Source organism: Luteibacter sp. PvP120, assembly GCF_054055715.1.
Genome location: NZ_JBSRXP010000002.1, coordinates 681296 through 705478, shown reverse-complemented (window position 1 = coordinate 705478; position 24183 = coordinate 681296). Strand labels below are relative to the sequence as shown.

22 protein-coding genes are annotated in these 24183 nt (G+C 64.5%); 13 read left to right on the top strand and 9 right to left on the bottom strand.

Annotation, left to right across the window (positions count from 1 at the left end; all coding sequences use genetic code 11):
* The first annotated feature begins 107 nt into the window (after window positions 1-107).
* The 6 genes from ACVKN3_RS06985 (at window position 108) to rbsB (ending at window position 5253) form a co-directional block, all read left to right on the top strand.
* On the top strand, window positions 108-461 hold the full coding sequence (locus ACVKN3_RS06985) for a DUF971 domain-containing protein (RefSeq protein WP_285403422.1): 354 nt from the start codon (window positions 108-110) through the stop codon (window positions 459-461).
* Between the two features lie 111 nt (window positions 462-572).
* Window positions 573-1469 (top strand): ribokinase, encoded by an 897-nt coding sequence (rbsK, locus tag ACVKN3_RS06980; RefSeq protein ID WP_354515656.1) that lies wholly within the window; start codon window positions 573-575, stop codon window positions 1467-1469.
* Window positions 1466-1864: a D-ribose pyranase gene (gene rbsD / locus ACVKN3_RS06975; protein WP_285403424.1), complete on the top strand. Its 399-nt coding sequence runs from the start codon at window positions 1466-1468 to the stop codon at window positions 1862-1864. The genes rbsK and rbsD overlap by 4 nt, the downstream gene beginning before the upstream one ends.
* Window positions 1864-3351 (top strand): sugar ABC transporter ATP-binding protein, encoded by a 1488-nt coding sequence (locus ACVKN3_RS06970; RefSeq protein ID WP_354515658.1) that lies wholly within the window; start codon window positions 1864-1866, stop codon window positions 3349-3351. Before rbsD ends, ACVKN3_RS06970 begins: the two co-directional genes overlap by 1 nt.
* A gap of 1 nt (window position 3352) precedes the next feature.
* The gene (locus ACVKN3_RS06965; RefSeq protein ID WP_285403426.1) at window positions 3353-4297 is read left to right on the top strand and encodes an ABC transporter permease subunit; all 945 of its coding nucleotides are present in this window, start codon (window positions 3353-3355) and stop codon (window positions 4295-4297) included.
* A 20-nt stretch (window positions 4298-4317) separates the two neighbouring features.
* Window positions 4318-5253 (top strand): ribose ABC transporter substrate-binding protein RbsB, encoded by a 936-nt coding sequence (gene rbsB, locus ACVKN3_RS06960; protein ID WP_285403427.1) that lies wholly within the window; start codon window positions 4318-4320, stop codon window positions 5251-5253.
* Window positions 5254-5416: 163 nt separating this feature from the next.
* Here rbsB and ACVKN3_RS06955 read toward each other — a convergent pair whose 3' ends face one another.
* The 3 genes from ACVKN3_RS06955 to ACVKN3_RS06945 form a co-directional block, all read right to left on the bottom strand.
* Window positions 5417-5785, bottom strand: coding sequence for a DUF4279 domain-containing protein (locus ACVKN3_RS06955; RefSeq protein ID WP_185754227.1), 369 nt, complete (start codon window positions 5783-5785; stop codon window positions 5417-5419).
* Between the two features lie 40 nt (window positions 5786-5825).
* Window positions 5826-6632, bottom strand: coding sequence for an RHS repeat-associated core domain-containing protein (locus tag ACVKN3_RS06950; RefSeq protein ID WP_285403428.1), 807 nt, complete (start codon window positions 6630-6632; stop codon window positions 5826-5828).
* Between the two features lie 252 nt (window positions 6633-6884).
* The gene (locus ACVKN3_RS06945; protein ID WP_354515661.1) at window positions 6885-9611 is read right to left on the bottom strand and encodes a DNA translocase FtsK; all 2727 of its coding nucleotides are present in this window, start codon (window positions 9609-9611) and stop codon (window positions 6885-6887) included.
* A 225-nt stretch (window positions 9612-9836) separates the two neighbouring features.
* Between ACVKN3_RS06945 and ACVKN3_RS06940 the strand changes: the two genes are divergently transcribed.
* Window positions 9837-11081, top strand: coding sequence for a PQQ-dependent sugar dehydrogenase (locus ACVKN3_RS06940; protein ID WP_354515663.1), 1245 nt, complete (start codon window positions 9837-9839; stop codon window positions 11079-11081).
* Between the two features lie 54 nt (window positions 11082-11135).
* Here ACVKN3_RS06940 and ACVKN3_RS06935 read toward each other — a convergent pair whose 3' ends face one another.
* Window positions 11136-11930 (bottom strand): SDR family NAD(P)-dependent oxidoreductase, encoded by a 795-nt coding sequence (locus ACVKN3_RS06935; RefSeq protein ID WP_354515665.1) that lies wholly within the window; start codon window positions 11928-11930, stop codon window positions 11136-11138.
* Between the two features lie 77 nt (window positions 11931-12007).
* Between ACVKN3_RS06935 and ACVKN3_RS06930 the strand changes: the two genes are divergently transcribed.
* The 3 genes from ACVKN3_RS06930 to ACVKN3_RS06920 all read left to right on the top strand — a co-directional run bounded on the left by ACVKN3_RS06930 (window position 12008) and on the right by ACVKN3_RS06920 (window position 14175).
* Complete coding sequence (locus tag ACVKN3_RS06930) at window positions 12008-12448, top strand: winged helix-turn-helix transcriptional regulator (RefSeq protein WP_456991431.1); 441 nt, start codon at window positions 12008-12010, stop codon at window positions 12446-12448.
* 127 nt (window positions 12449-12575) lie between these two features.
* Entirely contained in the window at window positions 12576-12902 is a 327-nt protein-coding gene (locus tag ACVKN3_RS06925; RefSeq protein WP_354515669.1) for a helix-turn-helix domain-containing protein, read from the top strand.
* A gap of 1 nt (window position 12903) precedes the next feature.
* Window positions 12904-14175 (top strand): type II toxin-antitoxin system HipA family toxin, encoded by a 1272-nt coding sequence (locus ACVKN3_RS06920; protein ID WP_354515671.1) that lies wholly within the window; start codon window positions 12904-12906, stop codon window positions 14173-14175.
* 33 nt (window positions 14176-14208) lie between these two features.
* Here ACVKN3_RS06920 and rtcA read toward each other — a convergent pair whose 3' ends face one another.
* Together rtcA and ACVKN3_RS06910 are read right to left on the bottom strand one after the other, a co-directional pair.
* Window positions 14209-15222 (bottom strand): RNA 3'-terminal phosphate cyclase, encoded by a 1014-nt coding sequence (rtcA, locus tag ACVKN3_RS06915; RefSeq protein ID WP_354515673.1) that lies wholly within the window; start codon window positions 15220-15222, stop codon window positions 14209-14211.
* Between the two features lie 46 nt (window positions 15223-15268).
* Entirely contained in the window at window positions 15269-16489 is a 1221-nt protein-coding gene (locus ACVKN3_RS06910; protein WP_354515675.1) for an RtcB family protein, read from the bottom strand.
* A 293-nt stretch (window positions 16490-16782) separates the two neighbouring features.
* Here ACVKN3_RS06910 and rtcR point away from each other — a divergent pair, with 293 nt between their 5' ends.
* On the top strand, window positions 16783-18372 hold the full coding sequence (rtcR, locus tag ACVKN3_RS06905; RefSeq protein WP_354515677.1) for an RNA repair transcriptional activator RtcR: 1590 nt from the start codon (window positions 16783-16785) through the stop codon (window positions 18370-18372).
* A gap of 43 nt (window positions 18373-18415) precedes the next feature.
* On the opposite strand, the gene ACVKN3_RS06900 is transcribed toward rtcR, so the two are convergent.
* Entirely contained in the window at window positions 18416-19597 is a 1182-nt protein-coding gene (locus ACVKN3_RS06900; RefSeq protein WP_354515679.1) for an MBL fold metallo-hydrolase, read from the bottom strand.
* A 116-nt stretch (window positions 19598-19713) separates the two neighbouring features.
* Complete coding sequence (locus tag ACVKN3_RS06895; RefSeq protein WP_354515681.1) at window positions 19714-20763, bottom strand: NAD(P)-dependent alcohol dehydrogenase; 1050 nt, start codon at window positions 20761-20763, stop codon at window positions 19714-19716.
* A gap of 106 nt (window positions 20764-20869) precedes the next feature.
* On the opposite strand from ACVKN3_RS06895, the gene ACVKN3_RS06890 reads away from it, so the two are divergent.
* Together ACVKN3_RS06890 and ACVKN3_RS06885 are read left to right on the top strand one after the other, a co-directional pair.
* Window positions 20870-21778 carry a LysR family transcriptional regulator gene (locus ACVKN3_RS06890; protein ID WP_036138689.1) on the top strand — a complete coding sequence of 303 codons (909 nt, stop codon included), beginning with the start codon at window positions 20870-20872 and terminating at the stop codon, window positions 21776-21778.
* A 108-nt stretch (window positions 21779-21886) separates the two neighbouring features.
* A complete protein-coding gene (locus tag ACVKN3_RS06885) occupies window positions 21887-23113 on the top strand; it encodes an MFS transporter (protein ID WP_354515683.1) in 1227 nt (408 codons plus the stop codon).
* Window positions 23114-23131: 18 nt separating this feature from the next.
* Here ACVKN3_RS06885 and ACVKN3_RS06880 read toward each other — a convergent pair whose 3' ends face one another.
* A complete protein-coding gene (locus tag ACVKN3_RS06880; RefSeq protein ID WP_354515685.1) occupies window positions 23132-24166 on the bottom strand; it encodes a virulence RhuM family protein in 1035 nt (344 codons plus the stop codon).
* Between the last annotated feature and the right edge of the window lie 17 nt (window positions 24167-24183).

Sequence of the window (24183 nt, the reverse complement as noted above, 5' to 3'; positions counted from 1 at the left end):
ATAAACCGTCCGTAATCAACGTATGCGTGACGTGCCGGCCGTCTGTCTATCGGACACGGTGATTCGCGCACATCGTGCGCTCCTACACGGCTTTTCATATCCTGCCCATGTCCCGTCCGCGCCCTCTCGACATCATCCTGCACGCGGCGTCGCGCCGGCTCGACGTGGTCTTCGACAATGGTGAGCGCTTCGAGCTGCCCTGCGAATACCTGCGCGTGAACTCCCCCAGCGCCGAGGTCCAGGGTCACGGCCCGGGCCAGAAGGTGCTGGTGCACGGCAAGCGCGAGGTAGGGATCACGGCGCTGGAGCCCACCGGCCATTACGGCGTGCTGATCCGCTTCGACGATGGCCACGCCAGTGGCATCTTCGGTTGGGACACCCTCTACGACCTCGGCCGCGCCTACGAAACATCGTGGCCCGCCTACCTCGCCGAACTGGACGCCAGGGGCCTGTCGCGCTGACGACGGCGCGCGTGTGAAAGCCAACACACGCGCAAAGGCGTATATTTGCGCGCCACCCCACCCGGCGACAGCACGGACGTTGCGCGGTCACTTCCCGGAGCACCTTCAGGCATGACGCGAATCGTTGTCGTCGGCAGTATCAACATGGACCTGGTCACGCTCGCACCGCGCTTTCCCGCGCCGGGTGAAACGCTGACCGGCGAACGCTTCCTCACCATTCCCGGCGGCAAGGGTGCCAACCAGGCGGTCGCCGCGGCGCGGCTGGGCGCATCGGTGAGCATGGTGGGCTGCGTGGGCGACGATGCTTTCGGCACGCAGCTCTACGACGGCCTGGTCGCGGAAGGCATCGATGTCACCCACGTCACCCGCGTGGCCGGCATCGGCAGTGGCACCGCCTCCATCACCGTGGCCGATGGCGAGAACCAGATCGTGGTGGTACCCGCCGCGAACGGCCGGGTCACCCCGGCCCACGTGGAAGCTGCCCGAGAGACTCTCCGTGGTGCCGACGCGGTGCTGGTGCAGCTGGAAATTCCGCTGGACGCCGTGGAGGCCACGCTGCGCATCGCGCACGACGAGGGCGTGCCGGTCATCCTCAACCCCGCACCCGCCCAACCGCTGCCGCGCGAATGGCTGGCGCAGGTGCGCTTCCTCACGCCCAACCAGCACGAGCTGGCCACGGTGCTGGGCCAGCCCGGCGACACCGATTTCCGCGAACTCATGCGCCTGGCGCCGTGCCCGGTGGTGCTGACCCGGGGCGCCGAGGGCGCCTGGTTCCGCGATGCCGACGACGCGCCGCGTCACCAGGCCGGCTTTCCGGTCGACGCGGTGGACAGCACGGGTGCCGGCGACACCTTCAATGCCGCGCTCGCGGTGTTCCTTGCCGAAGGGCTGGCCGAGGCGGTGCGCAAGGCTTGCGCCACCGCTGCCATCGCCGTGTCGCGGCTAGGCGCCCAGGGTGGCATGCCACGCGCCGACGAAGTCGCGGCCTTCCTGGAGACCCATCGATGAGACGTCACGGCCTGCTGCATGCCGAACTCAACCGCGTCATCGCGGCCATGGGGCACACCGATACGCTGGTGATCGCCGACGTCGGCCTGCCGGTGCCGCCGGGCGTGCGCTGCATCGACCTGGCGGTGCTGCCGGGCGTGCCGAGCTTCATGGACGTGTTCGAGGCGGTCTACACGGAGCTGGCGGTGGAGGCCTTCACCCTGGCGGCCGAGATCCATGAGCGCAACCCGGCCATGGTCGCGCTGGCCGATCGGCTGTCGCAGGAAGGGCTGGAGCGTTCCGAGGTCAGCCACGAGGATTTCAAGCGGCTGTGCAGTCGCGCGGTCGCCGTGGTGCGCACGGGCGAAACCGCGCCGTACGCCAACATCATCCTGCATGCCGGCGTGACCTTCTGATGAGCGCATCCGCACCACTGGTAAGGATGCAGGACATCCACAAGGCGTTCGGCCCGGTGAAGGTGCTGGAAGGCGTGGCCTTCGAACTCGTCCGCGGCGAAGTTCACGCGTTGATGGGCGAGAACGGCGCGGGCAAATCCACCCTGATGAAGATCCTCACGGGGATCTACGCGCCGGACCAGGGCACCATCGAGGTGGACGGCCAGCCAGTGACGATCGCCTCGCCCGCCGATGCCGAGAAGCACGGCATCGCCATCATCCACCAGGAACTGAATCTCATCCCGTCGCTCAGCATCGCGGACAACCTGTTCCTGGGTCGCGAGCTGCAACGGTTCGGCCTGCTCGACCGCAAGGCGATGACGCGCACCGCGCTGGCCTGGCTGGCGCGCGTCGGCATGCCACGGCTCGATCCGGATACGCGGGTCGAACGCCTCTCGGTCGGCCAGCAGCAGATGGTGGAGATCGCCCGTGCACTCGGCCAGAACGCGCGCGTGCTGATCATGGACGAACCGACCGCCGCGCTGACCGAAAGCGAAACCGGCACGCTGTTCAACCTGATCCGCGAATTGCGCGCGCAGGGCACCGGCATCGTCTACGTGTCGCACCGCATGGAAGAGATCTTCGCGCTGTGCGATCGCATCTCCATCCTGCGCGACGGCCACTTCGTCGGCACGCGCGATGTCGAGGGCCTGGCCTTCGACGAGGTGGTGAAGATGATGGTCGGGCGCACGCTGGATGCGCGCTTTCCCACCCGCAGCGCGTCCGTCGGCGCGGTTCGGCTGAAGGTCGAGCACCTCACCGGCGGCATGGTGAAGGACGTGAGCTTCGACCTGCATGCGGGCGAGGTGCTGGGCGTGGCCGGCCTGCTCGGCGCGGGCCGCACCGAACTGGCCCGCCTGTTGTTCGGCCTGGACCGGACCGAGACGGGCAGGGTATCGCTGGACGGCGTGGCGGTGACCCCGAAGACGCCCACCGAAGCGATCCACGCCGGCTTCGGTTTCGTCACCGAGGATCGCAAGGCCCAGGGCCTGGTGCTGGACATGAGCCTGCGCGAGAACGTCAGCCTGCCGCGCGTGCCGTCGCATGCCGGCCTGGTCGACCGACCGGGCGAGAAGAAACAGACGCGCGGCCTCATCGACGCCCTGAAGATTCGCACCCGCGACATGGAACTGGATGTCCGCGCGCTCTCCGGTGGCAACCAGCAGAAGGTGGTCCTGGCCAAGTGGCTGGCGTTGAAGCCGAGCGTGCTCATCCTGGATGAACCCACGCGCGGCGTCGACGTCGGCGGCAAGGCCGAGATCTACAACATCATCAACCAACTCGCGGAACAGGGCGTGGCCATTCTCATGATCTCCTCGGAACTTCCGGAAGTGCTCGCCATGAGCGATCGCATCCTGGTCATGCACGAAGGTCGTGCAACGGCCTTGCTCGATGCCCACGGCGCCACCCAGGAAGCCGTGATGACCGCCGCGACCGGAGGCAAGTGACATGACCCACCCCCTCGACTGGAGCCGCGCCGCCACGCTCATGCAGCGCCTCGGCTCGGTGATCGGCCTGATCCTGCTCTTCATCGTCCTCTCGATCATGAGCCCGGATTTCCTCTCCACGGGCAATCTGCTGACGGTGCTGCGGCAGGTGTCGATCAATGCGCTGATCGCCTTCGGCATGACCTTCGTGATCCTGGCTGGCGGCATCGATCTTTCGGTCGGCGCCATCCTCGCCCTCACCGGCGCGGTCACGGCTGGCCTGATGGCGGCGGGCCACGGCATGGTGCTGTCCGTGGGTGCCGGCCTGGGCTTGGGCCTGCTGTTGGGCATCGTCAACGGCGTGCTGGTGTCGTGGGGCAAGGTGGCGCCCTTCATCGCCACGCTGGGCACCATGACCCTGCTGCGCGGCGTCACGCTGTCGTACACGCAAGGCAGCCCCATCCCCGTCACCAATCCTGGTTTTGCGCTGCTGGGCGGTGGCTATGTCGCCAACCTGGTGCCCTTGCCGGTGATCTGGATGTTCGTCGCCTTCGTCGTCTGCGCGTTCCTGCTGCGCGGCACGGTGTTCGGCCGCCACGTGGTGGCCATCGGCGGCAACGAAGAAGCCGCGCGCTTGTCCGGCGTGCGCATCTCGCCGATGAAACTGGCGATCTACGGTTTGTCCGGTCTCCTCTCCGCGTTTGCCGGTGTGGTGCTCACCTCGCGCCTGTATTCGGCGCAGGCCACCGCCGGTTCCGGTTACGAGCTGGACGCGATCGCCGCCGTGGTACTCGGCGGCACCAGCCTGTCCGGCGGCCGCGGCTGGCTGTTCGGCACGCTGGTGGGTGCCCTGCTGATCGGCTTCCTCAATAACGGTCTCAACCTGCTCGGCGTCAGCTCCTTCTACCAGCAGGTGGTGAAGGGCATCGTCATCCTGATCGCCGTCCTGCTCGACAGGCGGCAGTAACCCCCACGAGGACACACACCATGCGCAAGCTCACTTTCTTCGCAGCGGCCGCGGCCACGCTGCTCGCCGCCTGCTCCCAGCAAGGTCCCGGTGAATCCGCACCCGCCGCGGCGTCCACGGCCGGCGGTGCCGCGCCTTCGGGCACGCCCGTGGTCGGCCTCGCGTTGTCGACGCAGAACAACCCGTTCTTCGTCGAACTGAAGAACGGCGCCGAGAAAGCCGCCAAGGACGCCGGCGTGCAGCTGGTGGTCGTCGACGCGCAGGACGATCCGGCCCGGCAGATCTCGTCGGTGGAAGACCTGATCCAGAAGCGCGTCTCGGTCATCCTGCTCAACCCGACCGATTCCTCCGCACTGGCCGGTGCCGTGCAGTCCGCACAGCGCGCCAACATCCCGGTGGTGACGCTGGACCGTGGCGTCGACGGCGCCGAAGTCGCGTCGCACATCGCGTCCGACAACATCGCTGGCGGCAAGATGGCGGCCGACTACCTGGCCAAGGCGCTGAACGGCAAGGGCAACATCATCGAACTGCAGGGCGTGGCCGGCACCTCGGCGGCACGTGAACGCGGCAAGGGCTTCGACGACGAGGTGGCCACCACGGGCATGAAGATCGTCGCGCAGCAGCCGGCCAACTTCGACCGTGCGCAGGGCCTCTCGGTCAGCGAGAACCTCCTGCAGGGCAACAGCGACGTCCAGGCGATCTTCGCCCAGAACGACGAGATGGCCCTCGGCGCGGTGCAGGCGCTGGCCGGCAAGAACAAGAAGGTGCTGGTGGTCGGCTTCGACGGCACGCCGGACGGCAAGACCGCCGTGCAGAACGGCAGCATGGCCGCCACGGTGGCGCAGCAGCCGGAAGAGATCGGCAAGCTCGGCGTGGAAACCGCGAAGAAGCTCATCGACAAGCAGTCGGTGGAGAAGTCCATCGCGGTGCCGCTGAAGCTCCTCACCAAGGAATAAGCGCAACGAGCACGTGACATAAAAAGGCCGGGCCATCCCAAGATGCCCGGCCTTTTTCATGTAGGAGCCCACGATGTGGGCGATCCACATAACGTCATGGATGAAATGTTATCGCAGTTTTATCGGTTCCTCTTTTGCTCCGCAACTATGATCCGTTACACCACTACGGCTCTACGTTGCACATGGAAAAGCGCACGGGAGCGCCAAGCCTGGACAGGGCATCAAGTGCCTCGGGCGACAGCTCGCATTCGATGGATGAACCCAACGTTCCGTTTGCGACCGTCTGGGCCATAAACACGTCGACGAATGCCTCGTCCACATTTTTCAGCTCGCCGGGACGTACATTGCTCTTAATTTGCTGAAGCAAGGCAAGGAGCTCATTACTCACGTCAGCATGACGAGACTTTCGAGCCAACTGCCACGTTGTAGTGTTGTAAACAGGCGCATCGGGAGCACGTGTCCGCGGTGTGCCACGCAGGGTTGCTTTAGACGCGGCTGCCCCTAATGCAAGCGATACGTCGTCGATGCTCATCGTTCTTCCGCTTATGTACAACGACACCTCGAGCAAGACTTCAGTCGCCAAGGTTTCCATAGACCTCTCCTTCAGGATCGTAGACCTCGCCAGTATCTGGATTGACACCCCAGTCGGCTTTACCTCCACCGTGTGTACCGTCGCTCTGCTTTATTCCATGAAAACGACGACGCCCTTCAGCCGTACCTAGCCCACTACGTCGACCCCATTCCTCGGCACCCTTGTCCGCAGGCCAGACGCCCGGAGGCAGGTTAAATACAAGCGGAGAAACACTTGTACCGCAGCTGATTGATCCGTAGCAGCTATGGTGATCGAAGGCCCATTCGTTAAACGTGTTCGAGTCGACGAAGAACAACCCAGCTACGGCAACTTGAGCAACAATCATTGGTACGGGTATCACGGGTGCTCGCGGAACTGTCCTCGTAGCCCTAGGAAGGGTAACTGTTACTGGGACTACCGGAAGCTGAGTCACGCTTTTAGGAGCAGATGGCGAATCGCTTCCGCTAGGTGGCGATGTGTCTGAGCATTTCGAGTCGCCATTCTGACCCTGTGCCGTACAGTCATCCTTGCCATCCGGATCAACGTTGCTGATCGGGTTGTTAGATGCGTATGCAAAACGATTAAACGAAAATATATCGCCAGGTGTTGGCTTGAAAGGATCTACGCTAACGAAGCGTCCAACGACGACATCGTCGTATCGAGCCTGCATATACGACAAACCAGTATCGTAATCAGAAAAGTGACCCGCGAAGCCAACACCTTTTAGTACGTCTTCCGCTTTAGCCGATTGTCCGTAGGGTCGATAATCTGACCACGTCAGGATATTGCCGTGCTCATCGGTAGTCATAAGCACGTTACCGTTAGGATCAGTAAAATAATATGTGATTACGGGTTCCGCAGCGATACAAATTGAGCTAACCAGATGGGTGGAAAAAATGAGTAGCAGCGCCCGTGCCAGACGCACGGTACGCCCCGCCAGTGGCTCTCTCTTTTTCAAGGCAATCCCCCTAAGCCGCAAACCGCAGCTAATCGGATTCAGCCATCAAGTCTTGATCGTGTCAACACCATAAAAAGCACGAAGACCAGGGTCAACCTTTTATCATTCCTGCGGCACGGGAGCGATCACCTCGCGCTGGCCGTTGATGCCCATCGATGAAACCAGTCCGGCGGCTTCCATCGCTTCAACCAGTCGCGCCGCGCGGTTGTAGCCGATGCGGAACTGGCGCTGCACGAACGAGATCGACGCGCGGCGTGAGCGCAGCACGAAGGCGGCGGCTTCGTCGTAGAGCGGGTCCAGTTCGGCATCGATGCCGTCGTCGCCGGGCTCGCCCTCGATCGCTTCGCTGGGCGGACCGGCGAGGATTTCGTCCTTGTAGTCGGGCTCACCGAACTGCTTCAGCCAGGCCACGATGCGATGCACTTCCTCGTCGGCGACGAAGGCGCCGTGGATGCGCTGCGGATATCCCGACCCCGGCGGCAGGAACAGCATGTCGCCGGCACCGAGCAGGCTTTCGGCACCCATCTGGTCGAGGATGGTGCGCGAGTCGATTTTCGACGACACCTGGAAGGCGACGCGCGTTGGGATGTTCGCCTTGATAAGGCCCGTGATGACATCCACCGACGGACGCTGCGTGGCGAGGATCAGGTGGATACCGGCGGCGCGCGCCTTCTGCGCCAGGCGCGCAATCAGTTCCTCGATCTTCTTGCCGGCCACCATCATCAGGTCGGCCAGCTCGTCGATGACGACGACGATCATCGGCATCGTGTCGAGATGCTCGGGCACTTCCGGATGCGCCGGGAACGGATTGAACAGCGGCTTGCCGGCCGCACGCGCTTCGCGGACCTTCTGGTTGAAGCCGGCCAGGTTGCGCACGCGGAGGTCGGACATCACCTTGTAGCGGTTTTCCATCTCGGCCACGCACCAGTTCAACGCGTTGGCGGCCAGCTTCATGTCGGTGACCACGGGCGCCAGCAGATGCGGGATACCTTCGTACACCGACAGCTCGAGCATCTTCGGGTCGATCATGATCATGCGGACGTCTTCGGGCGTGGCCTTGTAAAGCATCGACAGGATCATGGCGTTGACCGCCACCGACTTGCCCGAGCCCGTGGTGCCCGCGACGAGCATGTGCGGCGCCTTGGCCAGGTCCGCCACCACCGGCTCGCCGGTGATGCCCTTGCCCATCGCCAGCGTCAGCAGCGAATCCGAGTCGCGGTATTCGCGGGAATCCAGGATCTCGGACAGCGCGATCATCTGGCGCTGCTCGTTCGGCAGCTCCAGGCCCATGCAGGTCTTGCCGGGGATGGTCTCGACCACGCGGATGGTGGTGCGACCCAGGCCACGCGCGAGGTCTTTCATCAACGCGACGATCTGGTTGCCACGCACGCCGACGGCGGGCTCCACTTCGTAACGCGTGATGACAGGCCCCGCCGAAGCACCGACCACCTGCACCGGCACCTTGAATTCGCGCAGGCGTTGCTCGATCAGGTCACCCGTATCGGTCAGTTCCTGCTCGGACACCGACAACACGTCGTGCGCGGCGGCGGCGAGCAGGGTCAATGGCGGAATGCCTACCGCGCTTGCCTGGGCGGCGGCACGCAGCGGCTTCACCGGCGAGAGGGTGACCGTGGTGACATGGGCAGGCTCGGCCGGCACTTCGTCGTTCGCCGCGATGGCGAAGCGGGACACCGGTGCCACGGAGGTCGGAACCGGGGACGCGTTCGCGGGTGTCCGTTCGGTGATCGGAGGCTCGGCGGGAGCTGGCGCGGCGACGACCGGCTCGACGATGGCCGACGCGTACTCGTCGGCGGGCGGCGCATCCGGGACGTCGAAGGGGTCGGTGGTGGTGGCCTCATGCAGGCGTTGCCTGCCGGGTGCCGTGCGCTGCGACGGCGGCAGGAAGGCCTGGCTTTCCATCGGTCGACGGCGGCCGATCAGGGCAGGTATCGTGACGGTCACGGCGTCCGGCGCGATGTCGGGCGCAGGCAAGGGGGTGGGCGTCGGGAGGGGAGCGAGCGAGGGTACCTGGGCCGGGACAGCGGTCGAATCACGTGCAAGGGTCGAGGCGGGCGTCGCCGAGGGCATCGGTGACGATGGCGGTTCGACGCTGCTTTCTGCGGCAGCATGGGCGCGAGGCGCCAGCCAGGGCTCGCTGATGACGGTGTCGGGGCGCATCCGGTGACGCGGCGGCACGGGCGTGGTGGTGGACGACCGCACGCGGGAGGCACGCAACGGCTCGCCGCGGACGGTGCCGGTGGTCACGTCCGATGCCACGGGCGCGGTCGACGTCGAGGGTTTGGCGACAGGCGCACGCGAGGGAGCCGCCGCCGCGCGACGGCGTGCCGGTGCCCGATCCGCGCGGCGTACGGCCGCGGCGGGACGTCGACCGGTGGCCCGCGCCGCCGAACGGGTGAACAGGCGGCGGGAGCCCTCGATCGCCAGCGCGCCGACGGGCTCGATCAGGCCGTTCATGCGGGCGAGTGCAGCCGACCAACCGACACCCAGGTACCACGGCAAGGCCACGATCATCACGGCCAGGGCGATGGCCGCCGCGAGCGCGCCGCCCGGGAACGTGCCGAACGCGGCACCCATCCAGCGACACACGGCGCCACCGACAGTCGGATCGTCGGTGTAGTGGGCGATGACGATGCCCTCCAGCGTGGTGCTGGCCAGGAGGACAAGGATGAAGCCGGTCCAGAAGCGGATTGCCCCGGGCCCGGTGGTGGGCGGCGTGCGCCGCCGGATCAGCGCCGCGGCGACGCGCCAGAGCAGGGGAAGCAGCCAGAGGGTGGACAGCCCGAAGGCGCCGAACACGAGAGAAAGCATGCCTAACCGCAAAGATACCGAGCGAGCCCCGTAGTTTAGCCGGCATTCGTGTGAAAACACGCGCAAACGTCGCGTAAGCCGCTGGCAGCATTCACAAGCAGGGTCGGACGCGATGGGAATATGCGAAGCAGTCGCGACTTCCGGCAACCGGGCCGGTTTTGGGCCGTCGTGGGCGTAGCGCCGGGCGTAGCTTCTTGCGACCACTCCCCCACGAGGTTCCCCGTCATGCGTCGTTCGCCCTTGCTGACCGTCCTGCTTGCAGGGACATGCATCGCCCCGTGTGCCTTCGCCCAGACCTCCACGTCGTACAACGCCCGCGTGTCCGGTGCGCAGACCGAACCCCCCGCGCCGTTCGTCATCAGGGATATCGCCCCGTTCGACAATCCCTGGGGACTCGACTTCCTTCCGGACGGGCGCGTCGTCGTCACCGAGAAGAGCGACCACCTGTATATCGTGGACGCCAGCGGTGCCAAGCGGGCCGTGACCGGCGTACCCGCGTCCGTCGGCGCGAACGGCGGCGGCGGACAGAGCGGCTTCCACGACGTGGCCGTGCCGGCGACCTATGCCTCGGACCACGTGTTGTGGTTCAGCTATGTCGCGAGGGCGGCAGACGGTCGCAACCACCTCACCCTGGCCAAGGCCCGGGTCGTCGAGTCGGGCACCACGGCCCAGCTCGCCGACGTCACGACGGTATGGCAGGAACCCTCCAGCTACTCCGTGCGTGGCCAGCCGGGAGCCCGCATCGCCTTCGCGCCGGACGGGCAGCATGTGTTCCTCTCCGTCGGCGACGGTGACGTGCCCGACCAGAACCAGGATCGGGGCTTCACCGCGCAGCTGCCGGACAGCGGCCTGGGCAAGATCATCCGCCTGAACCTGGACGGCAGCACGCCCGCCGACAACCCGCATGCCGCTCAGGGCGGCGTGGCCGGACAGATCTGGGCGAGCGGCTTCCGCAATCCCTACGGCCTGGCTTTCAGCGAGGACGGCAAGCTGTGGGAAACCGAGATGGGCCCGTCGTCCGGTGACGAGTTCAACCAGATCGTGAAGGGCGGCAACTACGGCTGGCCGCTGGTGAGCAACGGCAACCACTACGGCAGCGACGCGTACATGCCGGGTCAGCCTTACCCCCGGCACGATACGGCGCCGCAGTTCGTGCGGCCAGCCGCGTACTGGGGCTGGTTCCCGACCACGAACTCGATGTCGCCCTCGGGCCTGGCCTTCTACAAGGGCGCACTGTTCCCGCAGTGGCAGGGCTCGGCGTTGCTCGGGTCCACGTCGTCGATCGCGCTCTACCGGGTGATCCTGGACAGCACCAGCAACGTGATGGGCGTGGAGCGCTACGGACGCGACGCGGCGGGCGTGTATACCGGCAGCGTGCGCGCGCTCAAGGTGAACCCGGCCGACGGCAGCATCTGGTACGTCCGCGGCGGTGGGGATGGCATGCTGCGGAAGATCATTCCGAAGCCGTAACCCATCATGGCCGGTACAGGCACGCGCAACTGGCGCGCGCCTGTACCGATGCGATCACGCGCGGTAGCGCGGCGCCACATCCTTGCGTGACAGGTTCGGGGCCATGGCAGCGCGAGCAGCCTCGAAAGCCTGATACAGGCCCTCGTCGTGCAGCGGCGGGATGGTCACCACCTCGCCACGGTCGTAGCCCTGCAGCGCGGCGTCGACCAGGTCGGCCGTGTCCATCACCATGCCCGGCATCAACGCGTCGATATCCTTGCCGGCGTTTTCCCAGATCTCGGAGCGGGTGGCGCCCGGAAGTACAGCTTGCACGCGCACGCCGCGATCCTTCAACTGCACGGCAAGGCTCCGGCTGATGTTCAGCAGGTGGGCCTTGGAGCCGCTGTAGATGCCGTCGAACATTTCTGGCGCGAAGGCGAGCACCGAAGCGACGTTGACGATGCCGGCGTTCGTGCGCGCGACGAAGGCCTTGGCAGCCGCCGCAGCGAGCAGGGTGGGCGCGGTGATGTTGATGGCGATCAGCTTTGCGATGGCCTCGCTGTCGTTGTCGAGGAAGCTGCCGTCCAGCGAGATGCCGGCGTTGTTCACCAGCAGGGTGATCGAGGCATCGTCGGTCAGTCGCTTCTCGACCCTGGCGACGTCGGTGCGATCGCCCAGGTCGGCCTTGAGGGTCTCAACTCGGCGGCCGGTGGCGGCGGTGATTTTCGACGCCAGTGCATCGAGGCGGTCGAGCCGACGGGCGACGAGCAGGAGATCGTAGCCTCGCGCGGCAAGCCGCTCCGCGTACACCTCGCCGATGCCCGACGATGCGCCGGTGACCAGCGCCGTGCCTTTGTTTTCGTGACTCATGGAGAACTCCGTACGGTAGATTGCAATACGATAGTGACTGCGTTGCCGTACGATAGTGACGTTGGTATCATAATGCAATGGACATCGACAGACTTTCTTCAGGGCCGTGCGCCATCGCTCGCGGACTCGCTCTCGTGGGCGATACGTGGAGCGTGCTTATCCTGCGCGACGCCAGCCGCGGCATGACCCAGTTCGACCAGTTCCGCACCAGCCTGGGCATTGCGCCGAACATCCTTTCGCGCCGCCTGAAAGCGCTGACCGAGGCCGGTGTGCTGGAAAAGCGCCGCTACAACGAGCGTCCGCCGCGGGACGAGTACGTGCTGACGCGGGCTGGTCGCGAGTTCCTGCCGATCATGGCGGTGCTAGGTGAGTGGGGGCGGCGCCACAATGGGGGCGGCGCGACGATGTCCCATCTGGTCGATGACGAGACGGGAGAGCCGATAAGGGCGCTGGTGGTGGATGAGGCGAGCGGGAGGCCGTTGGACCAGGTGCCGATGCGTCTGGTCATGCCGGGTTGAGGCGCTTTGGGCGGCGAAAATTTCTTAAATGATAGATTAAGGCGCTTACTACAAAGAGTAAGAAATCTCCCATCGGTTATTTCTTAGATGATAGATTGATGCCACTTTTCTAAAGAATTAGAAATTTATGCGTCGCGACGAAGAGCTGTTTGCCCTGCCTCAGGTGATCGGAGTCGGCTCGCATCTGGCAGGTCTGGTAAAAACAGCCCGGCTTGCCCGGGGCTGGTCACAGGTCGAGCTTGCGGAGCGGGCTCGCATCAGTGCCCCGACCATGACCCGCCTCGAAAAAGGGGCGGTCAGCGCATCGCTGGGTACCTGGCTGAGCGTCTTCGACGCCTTGGGTCTGTTGCGATTGTTCGAGCGTCTCGAAGATCGAGCATCCGACGCTCTTCTGGACGAAACAAGAGCCAAACGCCCCGTCCGCCCATCGACGCGCGACGACCTGGACTTCTGACGTGATCGACCGGACCGTATTCATCCATTTGCCTGGAACGGTTTCTGCCGTACCCGCGGGCAGACTTTCCATGATCGAAGACGGCATCGAGGTAAGTGCCTCGCGCTTTGCCTATGGCAGACGTTACGTCCAGCGTCGGAACGCGTTGCCTGTCGATCCGATCAGCATGCCCCTCGGCGCCGGGGAGGACAGGGACTTTGTTCCCGTCAACGGTCTTGCCCTGTTCGGGGCCATTCGCGACGCCACGCCGGATGCGTGGGGACGACGCGTGATCGAAAACAAGCTGCGTGCACCGCCGAACGGTTTACCCGAGTGGCGCTACATGGACGAAGCAGGGCCTTATCGCGCGGGTGCCCTGGATATTCGATCCCGCCCCGAGGACGATGCGGCGCCGGGCCTGCTGCCAGGGATTCTCGACCTTCAATACCTTCAGGAGGCGGCCGATCGGATCGCCGACGGAGAACCGGTCCCGCTCAGACTCGCCGCCTTCTTCGAGGGCGGCCCCTCCGTGGGTGGCGCACGGCCCAAGGCTGTCATCCACGTCGATCGGCATGAATGGATCGCCAAATTCCCAGCGAAGGACGACCGTTTCGATATTCCCCTCGTCGAATTTGCCACCCTTGAACTTGCGAGGGATGCAGGGCTCAACGTGCCGCCGACCCGACTGGAGAGGCTTCCGGACGGCCGGCGCATCATGCTCATCCGGCGGTTCGATCGGGAAGCCAGCGACGCCGGGATGACAAGGAAACACATGGTCAGTGCGCTGACCATGCTTGGCCTGCACGAGCGTGAGTCGCCCGACGCAACCTACGGCGCCATCGCGGACGTGCTAAGCAGGCATGGTGTCGGGGGAGAGCTGGCGGCAGATCGGGAAGAGCTCTTCGGACGCATGGTTTTCAACATCCTCGTCTCCAATGACGACGATCACCTCCGAAATCATGCCTTTCTCCACGAGGCACGTGGATGGCGGCTCAGTCCGCTCTACGACGTCGTGCCCAAACCCCAGGTAGCCAGGGAACGCAGCCTTCACCTCGGTGTCGGCCGCTACGGGCGGAGCGCCACGCTGGATAACGCCATGAGCGCCGCCGGCCTGTTCGGTCTGTTGCCTCCCGACGCGGCAACCATCGTCGACAGGATCGTTCGGGTGGTGAGGGAGTGGCGTGGCACGTTCGAAGCCGCCGGCGCCACGCCCAGGCAATGCGACGATATCGCTACGGCCTTCAGGCGCGCGGGCGACATCGGTGGACACGAGGTGGATCGTCTTCTGCCATGACCGCATCGGCTATATGGCTTCCCCGGTTGGCAACTAACGGGATACGGCCACCAGCCAGCGACCACGCCCTTCCTCCTGGAAGCTGAACTCCACCGGCAGGAATTTCTCGATCAGCGCGGCATTGCTTCGCGTGTGGTCGGAGGGGAGCGTGGTGCTGAAGCTGCCTTCGCCGGCCAGCGCCATCGGTAGCAACAGCTGGTCGGCGAGGTGCTCGTCGATCGCCACGTCCGTACTGAGCCACTCGTGCGCGGCGTTGCTGGCCAATTCGGCCACGCGCTCGGCGCTGACCCGTTTGACCCCGAAGCCGGTGAACACGGCGATACTGTGCTCTGCGCGCAAACGGATGCTGAGCGCGTTACCTGGGCCGACCGGCGGCTTGATCTGGCGCACCGAGGTCTCGTCCTCCGTCAATCCCAGGCGGCGACGTGCGACCTCCAACTCGCGCTGCGCCACGCCCGGCGATATCGCAGAAAGAATCGCGCGCGCATGGCGCTCCACCAACGCGCCACGCTGCGGCAGGTGTAACGCCGATGGCTTTGCGCTCGGGCGCAGGTCGAACGAGATGCTGCCGCCGCCGGCCGGATAGAACCCGTGTCCATCCAGGACGAAGTCGCCATCGAGGCCCATCCGCGCCAATAACGGCAGGAAAGCCTCATCGATGAAGTCGGCCGTCGGCGCCTGGGGATTGTGCGTGCCGCCTTCGATCGTCAGGCGCGCGGCCACGCCGTGCATCCACAAGGCAGGCAGCACGGTTTGCAGCACCAGCGTGGTCGAGCCCGCCGTGCCGATGGACCAGCGGTGTTCGCCGGCACGGACGCCGTTCGGGGTGAAACGCAGTTCGGTCGATCCGATAGCCGCGCCGTCGACCCGCGCTTCGCCCACCGCACGCGCGGCTTCCACGGCGGTCAGGTGTTGACGCAGCAGACCCGGACGCTCGCGCCGGGCACGGATACCGGTCATGGCAAATGCCTCGCCGGTGCACAAGCTGAGCGCCAGCGCGGTGCGCAGCAATTGGCCGCCACCGGCCTGGCCGTCTATCTCGATCATGTCCTTTTCCCATTCATGGCCCCACCCGCGGGTGGGGCGTCTTCCTTCAGCCCTTGACGCAAACGACCTGGCGCAGGGTGTGGACGATCTCGACCAGATCCTCCTGCGCCGACATCACCGCCTCGATCGACTTGTAAGCCGCCGGCGATTCGTCGATCACGTCCGCGTCCTTGCGGCACTCTACATGCGCGGTCGCCTTGCGGTGTTCCTCGAGGGTGATCTGCTTCTTCGCCTGCGTACGGCTCATGATGCGTCCCGCACCGTGGCTGCAACTGTGGAAACTTTCCTCGTTGCCGAGACCGCGAACGATGAAGCTCTTGGCGCCCATGCTGCCCGGGATGATCCCGAGCTCGCCCTTGCGGGCGCTCACCGCACCCTTACGGGTCACCAGCACATCCTTGCCCAGGTGGCGCTCGCGGCTCACGTAGTTGTGGTGGCAGTTGACCGCCTCCGACCACGCCTCGAACGGTTTGGTGATCACCTTGCGCGCGGCGTCGACGACGTGACGCATCATGATCGCGCGGTTGGTGCGGGCGAAACGCTGTGCCCAGTCCACCGCGAACACGTAGTCGCCGAAGTGCTCGCTGCCTTCCGGCAGGTATGCCAGGTCCTGGTCCGGCAGGTTGATCATCCAGCGCCGCATGTCCTGCTTGGCCAGCTCGATGAAATGGTTGCCGATGGCGTTACCGACACCACGCGATCCCGAGTGCAGCATGAACCACACGCGCTGTTCCTCATCGAGGCAGATCTCGACGAAGTGGTTGCCCGTGCCGAGCGTGCCGAGATGGTGCAGGTTGTTGGTTCGTGCCAGTTTCGGATACTTCGCCGTGATCAGCGCGAAGTCCTGCGCGAGCTCGCCCCAGCCGTCCTCGGTGGCCTTCGGCGGCGTGGCCCAGGCACCCTTGTCGCGCTTGCCGACCGTACGACCGTGCGGCACGGCCGCTTCGATCCCGTGACGCAGGTCGCGCAGGTCGTCCGGCAGGTCCGATGCCGTGAGCGTGGTACGCGTGGCGATCATGCCGCAGCCGATATCGACGCCCACCGCTGCCGGCACGATGGCACCGATGGTCGGCACGACGGAGCCGACGGTGGCGCCCTTGCCCAGGTGGACGTCGGGCATCACCGCCAGCCAGCCGTGCACGAACGGCAGCTTCGCGATATTGATCAGCTGCTGGCGTGCCTCGTCTTCCAGCGGCACGCCTCGGGTCCACAGCTTGATCGGCACGGCGCCCGGCTCGTTGATGACTTCGTAAGCGGTGGTACTCATTTCAATGCTTCCTTATGAACAAAGATGGCGACAGGTCCACGTGCACTCGCTTCCTGCCCCGCCCCGACGGGCCCATTCCCGTCGGGGTAAATCCTGGGGACCGGGCAAGATCAGCTCGACCCGGTCGATCTCCTGGGAACAACTGGAATAGAGCATTAGCCGTGCCAACGAAGCCAAGACGTCGATATGTTATTGATTATGCTAGGTACCTTTACCTAGCTGCATGGACGTAGCTCACCTACTGTCAATTCGTTACGATATTTAAATATCGTTTTTTATCCGATGGGATCAACATGAAGACCAAGGTAGTGATCGGCTTCCTGGGCACCCAACTCGATGCAGGCGACGGCCCGGCACGCTGGGAGCGCTGGCGCCCCACGGTGTCGCTTGGCCTACACGAGGACTTCCTCATTGGGCGAATGGAGTTGCTCGTGGACGCGCGGCGCAATGCGCAGACCAGCCGCCTTGTCCGTGACGACCTCGGCCAGGTCTCGCCGGAGACCGAGGTCCGCATCCATGACACCTACATCGCCAACCCCTGGGATTTCGAATCCGTCTACGAGACGCTGTACGCGTTCGCGCGCAGCTATCCCTTCGACCCGGAGAACGAGGATTACTACATCCACATCACCACCGGCACCCACGTCGCGCAGATCTGCCTGTTCCTGCTGACGGAGAGTCGCCACCTGCCCGGCCGGTTGCTGCAGGCCTCGCCGCCGCGCAAGCAAGGCGTCTCAGCCAGTGCAGGCGAGTTGAGCGTCATCGACCTCGACCTGTCGCGCTACGACCGCCTGGCCCAGCGTTTCGAGAGTGAGCAACAGGAAGATCGCAGTTACCTCAAGAGCGGCATCGCCACCCGCAATGCGTCGTTCAACCGGATGATCGAGCAGATCGAGACCGTGGGTAGCCGATCGGTAGCACCGATCCTCCTGATGGGGCCGACCGGCGCAGGTAAGAGCCAGCTGGCGCGTCGCCTGTTCGAACTCAAGAAGGCGCGGCGCGAAGTCACCGGCCGCTTCGTCGAGGTGAACTGCGCCACCTTGCGCGGCGACGGCTCCATGAGCGCATTGTTCGGCCATGTGAAGGGGGCCTACACCGGCGCGGTCAGCGAACGCGCAGGCTTGCTGCGCAGCGCGGACAAGGGCTTGCTGTTCCTCGACGAGATCGGCGAACTCGGCGCCGACGAGCAGGCGATGCTGCTGCGCGCGCTGGAGGACAAACGTTTTCTTCCCGTTGGCAGCGATCGGGAAGTGGCGAGCGACTTCCAGCTGATTGCCGGCACGAATCGTGACCTTGGCAGGCGTGTCGCCGAAGGCCGCTTTCGCGACGATCTGTATGCGCGACTCAACATCTGGTCGTTCCATCTGCCCAGCCTCGCCGAGCGCCTGGAGGACATCGAGCCGAACCTGGATTATGAGCTGGAGCGATATGCGAAGGAGGAGAACCGTCGTGTCACGTTCAACAAGGAAGCACGGCAAAGCTATCTTTCGTTCGCCACATCGGGCGACGCACCATGGTCGGGTAACTTTCGCGACCTCGGCGCATCGGTCACGCGCATGGCCACGCTAGCGCCAGCCGGACGCATCAATCGTGATTGCGTCGATGAGGAGATTGGTCGCCTGCGTCGACTTTGGCACCAGGACGGCGCAGGCGACGCATTGCGTGAGTTGCTTGGCGACGCGGTCGACGACCTCGACCTGTTCGACCGCTTGCAGCTGCGCGAAGTGATCACCGTGTGCCGGCACTGCCGCAGTTTGTCGGAAGCCGGCCGGCAATTGTTCGCCGCGTCACGCAGCAAGCGCGCCAGCACCAACGACGCCGACCGCCTGCGCAAGTACCTCGCCCGTTACGATCTCAACTGGGACGCGATCGCTAGCGGGTAGTCGCCTCGGCAAGGGCTCAGGCCGCGGATCATGGGAGTTGGCGTTACGGGCAAACCGGTATGTCGAACTTATGGTTGGGATTGCCATCGCGCGACGCGACGATCGGATGCTGCGACGCCGTGAACCAGGGCTGCTTCGGCCACCAGCGAGGGATCGTCGGGTGCGTCGTCGGTTCCACCGCCTGGCCCGGCTCGGGGATGAGTACCTCCGCCTTGCTGCAACGCGCCGCCGCGAGTATCCGTTCCACCGGTTCGGTCCAGCCGTGGTGTGCGAGCTTGACGAGGCCCCAATGGACCGGGATCAGGACTTTGCCGCGGACGTCCCGGTGCACCTGCATGGCCTGTTCGGGGCCAAGGTGCCAGTCGGGCCACTGCGCGTCGTACTGGCCGTCCTCGATCATGGTGACGTCGAAAGGGCCGAACCTGGTGCCGACATCGGCGAACGTGGCATTCATGCCCGTGTCGCCGGAGTAGAACGCACGATGCGTGGGGCCGATCAGGGCGTAACCGGTCCACAGCGTCGCATCGCTACGTGCGGACAGGCGCCCGGACGCATGACGCGACGGCGTAGACACGATGCGCAATGCACCCACCGTCGCTTCCTGCCACCAGTCGAGTTCCGTGATCCGATCGTTGGGCACGCCCCAGTCCCGCAGATGCGCACCGATGCCCAGGGGCACGACGAAACGGACACCGCGTGCGTTGAATGCCTGCACGGAGGCGCGATCGAGGTGGTCGTAGTGATCGTGGGAGACGATCACGACATCGACGTGTGGCAGATGATCGATCGATACCGGGGGTTCGTACCAGCGCTTCGGGCCCAGCCACGGGAAGGGTGACGCGCGTTCGCTCCAGAACGGATCGACGACGACGTTCACTCCGTCGATCTCTACCAGCATGGAGGAATGGCCGAACCAGGTGACGCGCAAGCCACTCACCGGGGGCTTGGCGTAGAGCGCCGAGGAATCCTTCGTCGGCACAGGGGCATCGGGTTCCTCGCCGGGCTTCGACTGCAGGATTTGCCAAATGCCACCCTTGAGGTTCATGTACATCGGGTCGGGATTGGCAAAGCGTTGCCCGTGCCATTGCGGCGATGTCGTGTCGGCCTGTGTCGGTGTGTCCTTCGGCCACGCGCCGATATTGGGCCACGCGGTGACGGCCACGAAGGCCAGGAACGCGATGACCAGTGCAACGAATAGACCGAGGTAGCGGAGCAATCGCTTCAAGCCGGTTCCTTCGGTCTGGGCGGCGAAAATAAGCCAAGTATCGCCCACATCGTGGGCTCCTACCGAGCGATTCGCTCCGCTTGGTAGGAGCCCACGATGTGGGCGATAGGCTTACCTCACGCCGGCATGGTCGCCATGTCGATCACGAAGCGATAGCGCACGTCGTTCTTCGCCAAGCGCACATAGGTCTCGTTGATCGAGGCCATGTCGACCACCTCGATGTCGGACACGATGTTGTGCTCGGCGCAGAAATCCATCATCTCCTGCGTTTCGGCCATGCCGCCGATCGCGGAACCGGCGATGGTGCGGCGGGGCAGCATGAGGCTGCCACCGACCACGCCTTCCAGCGGGGTCAGCGCCCCCACCAGCACCATGGTGCCGTCGAGCCGCAGCAGGCTGGTGTACGGGTTGATGTCGTGCGACACCGGCACCGTATTGAGCAGGAAATCGAAGCTGGCGGCCTGCGCCGTCATGGCGTCGGCGTCGGTGGAGAGCAGCACTGCATCCGCACCGAGGCGCTTGGCATCCTCGCCCTTGGAGGCCGAGGTGGTGATCATGGTGACGTGCGCACCCAGCGCCTTGGCGAACTTCACGCCCATGTGGCCGAGGCCGCCGAGGCCGATCACGCCAACCTTCTGGCCCGGGCCGACGTTCCAGTGGCGCAACGGCGAATAGGTGGTGATGCCGGCGCACAGCAGCGGCGCGGTGGCCTTCAGGTCGAGCTTTTCGGAGATCTTCACCACGAAGCGCTCTTCGGTGACGATCTCGGTGGAATAGCCACCCTGGGTCGGCGTGGTCCGGTCCTGCTCGGTGCCGTTGTAGGTGAAGCTGGTGTGGTTCAGGCAGTACTGCTCGAGGCTCTTCTCGCAGGAATCGCATTCACGGCAGGAATCGACCATGCAGCCCACGCCGGCGAAGTCGCCCACCTTGAATTTCTTCACGGCCGAACCGACGGCGACGACACGCCCGACGATTTCATGGCCCGGGACCATCGGGAACACGGAGTTGCCCCAGTCGCCCTTGGCCTGGTGAAGGTCCGAATGGCAGACGCCGCTGTAGAGGATTTCGATGCGAACGTCGTGGTCGCCCGGCTCGCGGCGCTGGAAGGTAAAGGGAACGAGGGGCGTGGTTGCGCTCTTGGCGGCATATCCGCGGACATCGATCATGGGGTCATCCTCATTCAGTGGAAAAAGCTGCGCAACGATAAACCCTCAACAATGAGCCCCGCCAGCGGGATTATCGGCATGTATCGTTGAGGTATCCTTGATAATCATGCGTCCCGATAACCTTTCCCACCTTGCCGCGTTTGCCGCAGTCGCCCGCCACGCCAGCTTCCGCAAGGCCGGCGCGGAGCTGACCCTGTCGACGTCCGCCATCAGCTACGCGATACGGGGGCTGGAGGAGCGGCTCGGCGTGGTGCTGTTCCACCGCACCACGCGGAGCGTCTCCCTGACAGAAGCCGGCCAGCGCCTGCTGGAACGGCTGGAGCCGGCCCTGATGGGCGTCAACGACGCGCTGGAGGAGATGAACAACTTTCGGGCGGCGCCCGCGGGCACCTTGCGGATCAACATGCCCCGGGTCACGGCGCAGCTGCTGCTGCCGCCCCTGTTGCCACGGTTCCTGGCCACCTATCCGGATATCCATTTCGAGGCCGTCGAGAACGATGGCCTGATCGATATCGTTGCGTCGGGTTTCGACGCAGGCATCCGCTTTTTCGAGCAGGTGCCCGAGGACATGATCGCGGTGCCGATCAGCGGTGTGCAGCGCGGCGCGGTGGTGGCCTCGCCGGACTATCTGGCCCGCCGCGGCACGCCGCTGGTGCCCGACGATCTTTTCCAGCACGACTGCATCCGTTTTCGTTTTCCCAGCGGGCGCATCTACAAGTGGGAGCTGGAGCAGGGCTCGACCAAGCTCGAACTGGATGTCCGCGGACGGGTCACGTTCGGCGATTTTCGCATCGCCCTGGACGCCGCGGTCGCTGGCATCGGGCTGACGCTGGTGCTGGACGACCAGGTGAAAGACCTGGTGGCCGACGGCCTGCTGGTGCGCGTGCTCGAGGACTGGTGTCCGCCGTATCCCGGCTTCATGCTGTATTACCCCCGCCAGCGGCGAGTCACCTCGGCACTGCGCGCGTTCATCGAGTTCATCCGCGATCACCCGCTTCCCGACACGGCGGCGTGAAGGGCGACGGCTCGATCCACGGTTTCACCGTTCCGGCCACGGGCGTATTCTAGACGCATGCTGCGCCGCATCATGCCGGGCGCGCCTCTCCTGTCGCCGAGTCCTTCCATGTCTGCTTCTGCTCCCCTCCCCGAGCCGGGCGCACCGCCCGTCCGTGTCGCCCATGTCGGCCTGGTGATCCTTGCCCTGGCCGTCGGTGGTTTCGCCATCGGCACCACCGAGTTCGCCTCGATGAGCATGCTCCCCCTGTTCGCGCAGGGCCTGGGCATCGATGCACCCACCGCCGGACATGCGATCAGCGCCTATGCGCTGGGTGTCGTGGTGGGCGCGCCGGTCATGACGGTGCTGGGCGCACGCGTGCCACGACGCCGCCTTTTGCTGATCCTCATGGCGATGTTCACGGTATTCAACGGGCTGACCGGCCTGTCGCCCGGGTATCACTGGATGCTGGTGTTCCGTTTCCTCGCCGGTCTGCCGCACGGAGCGTATTTCGGCGTCGCCGCGCTGGTCGCCTCGTCCCTGGTGCCGGCCAACCGCCGTACACGCGCGGTAGGGCAGATGTTCCTCGGCCTGACCTGCGCCACCATCGTGGGCGTGCCGATGGCGAGCTGGCTCGGCCAGGCCGTCGGCTGGCGCTGGGCGTTTGCGCTGGTCGCGGTGCTCGGCCTGCTCACCATGATCGCCGTCGCCATCTTCGCCCCGAACACGCCGGCGGATGCCAAGGCCAGTCCGCTGCGTGAACTCAGCGCGTTGAAGCGTCCGCAGGTCTGGTACACGCTGGCGATCGGCGCCATCGGCTTCGGCGGCATGTTTGCCGTCTATACCTACCTGGCCGACATCCTCATCAACGTCACCCACATGCCGCTGTCCAGCGTGCCGTGGGTGATGGCGGTGTTCGGCATCGGCATGACCATCGGCAACATGGTGGTGCCGGTGTTCGCCGATCGCGCACTGATGCGCACGGCGGGTGTGCTGCTGCTGTGGAGCCTGGTGATCCTGGCGATCTTCCCGTTTACCGCGGGCAATGTCTGGCTGCTCAGCCTGGATGTGTTCTTCATCGGTATCGGCGGGGCACTGGGCACCGTGTTGCAGACGCGGCTGATGGACGTGGCGGGCGATGCGCAGGGTCTGGCGGCATCGCTCAATCATTCGGCGTTCAATACGGCGAATGCGTTGGGTCCTTACCTGGGTGGGCTTGCCATCGCCGGGGGTTACGGATGGACGTCGCCGGGTTGGGTGGGAAGTTTGCTGGCGCTGGCCGGCATCGGGGTGTGGGCGGCGTCGGTGATGGCTGAGAAGCGGACAGCGAGTCGAGCAACCGCGCAGAAATGTTGAGCGGCTTAGATGTCAACTTTAGTTCTCAGCCGACGATTCATCCGTTGCTAATTTCTTCACCACCTTGTCGAAATCACTTTCGAACAAGCGATCTTGAATCATCCTGTACTTTTCAAACTCGCTCTCCGCATGCGCTTGTGCAATCTTCGCGGAGATAGTTCCACTGTTCTGTAATACTTCTCGGTCGTCGAATTCCAAGAAGGCATCCAGTCTCTTGGACCAGTCTTCCATGCTCATGGGTATCTTGCGGATAGCACGATCCTCAGCCAGTTCAAGGTAAGCGTTAACGACACGAGCTAACGAGTCCAACTCGTCTTTAGCCAAGTAATTTTTGGCTACCGCTACATCTGTTTTTAAAATCTTGCCGTCTGGAGCGCTAGCCCAAGAGGTCAGCCCCATATGCTGCTTGCTGCTATCGGCTCGCTTGCAGATCAACTCGGCTGCGGTATGGCCGTGGATGGCGTAATGCAGTTTGTTCTGTACCTTGGCGAAGAATGCCTTGGTCGTGGGTGCGTCCTTGTGGTAATCGACGCTGGTGGAGTAGATGTCAGTGATCTTCTGGTAGAAGCGTCGCTCGCTGAGACGAATCTCACGAATTTCCGCCAGCAGCCGTTCGAAATAGTCCTCGCCTAGAAAGCTACCGTTTTCCATGCGCTGGCGATCCAACACATAGCCCTTGATGGCAAACTCACGCAGGACGCTGGTCGCCCATTGGCGGAACTGCGTTGCGCGGATGGAGTTGACCCGATAGCCAACGGAAATAATGGCGTCAAGGTTGTAGAAATCCACCGCCCTGGACACCTCCCGCTGACCCTCCTGCTGAACTATCCGGAATTTCCGGACAGTTGCCTCAGGCACCAGTTCATTGCTGACAAATATGTTTTTTAGGTGCTCGCTGACGGTGCGCACGTCTATTCCGAAAAGCTCGGCCATTAACTTCTGGGATAGCCATAGAGTCTCATCTTCGTAGCGCGCTTCGATGCTCTGCTCTCCCGCCTGGGCGGTGAAAATCAGGAATTCGGCAGTGCTGTTACGGATTGATGTGTGCTTCATGGCCAAAACCTTCGAAA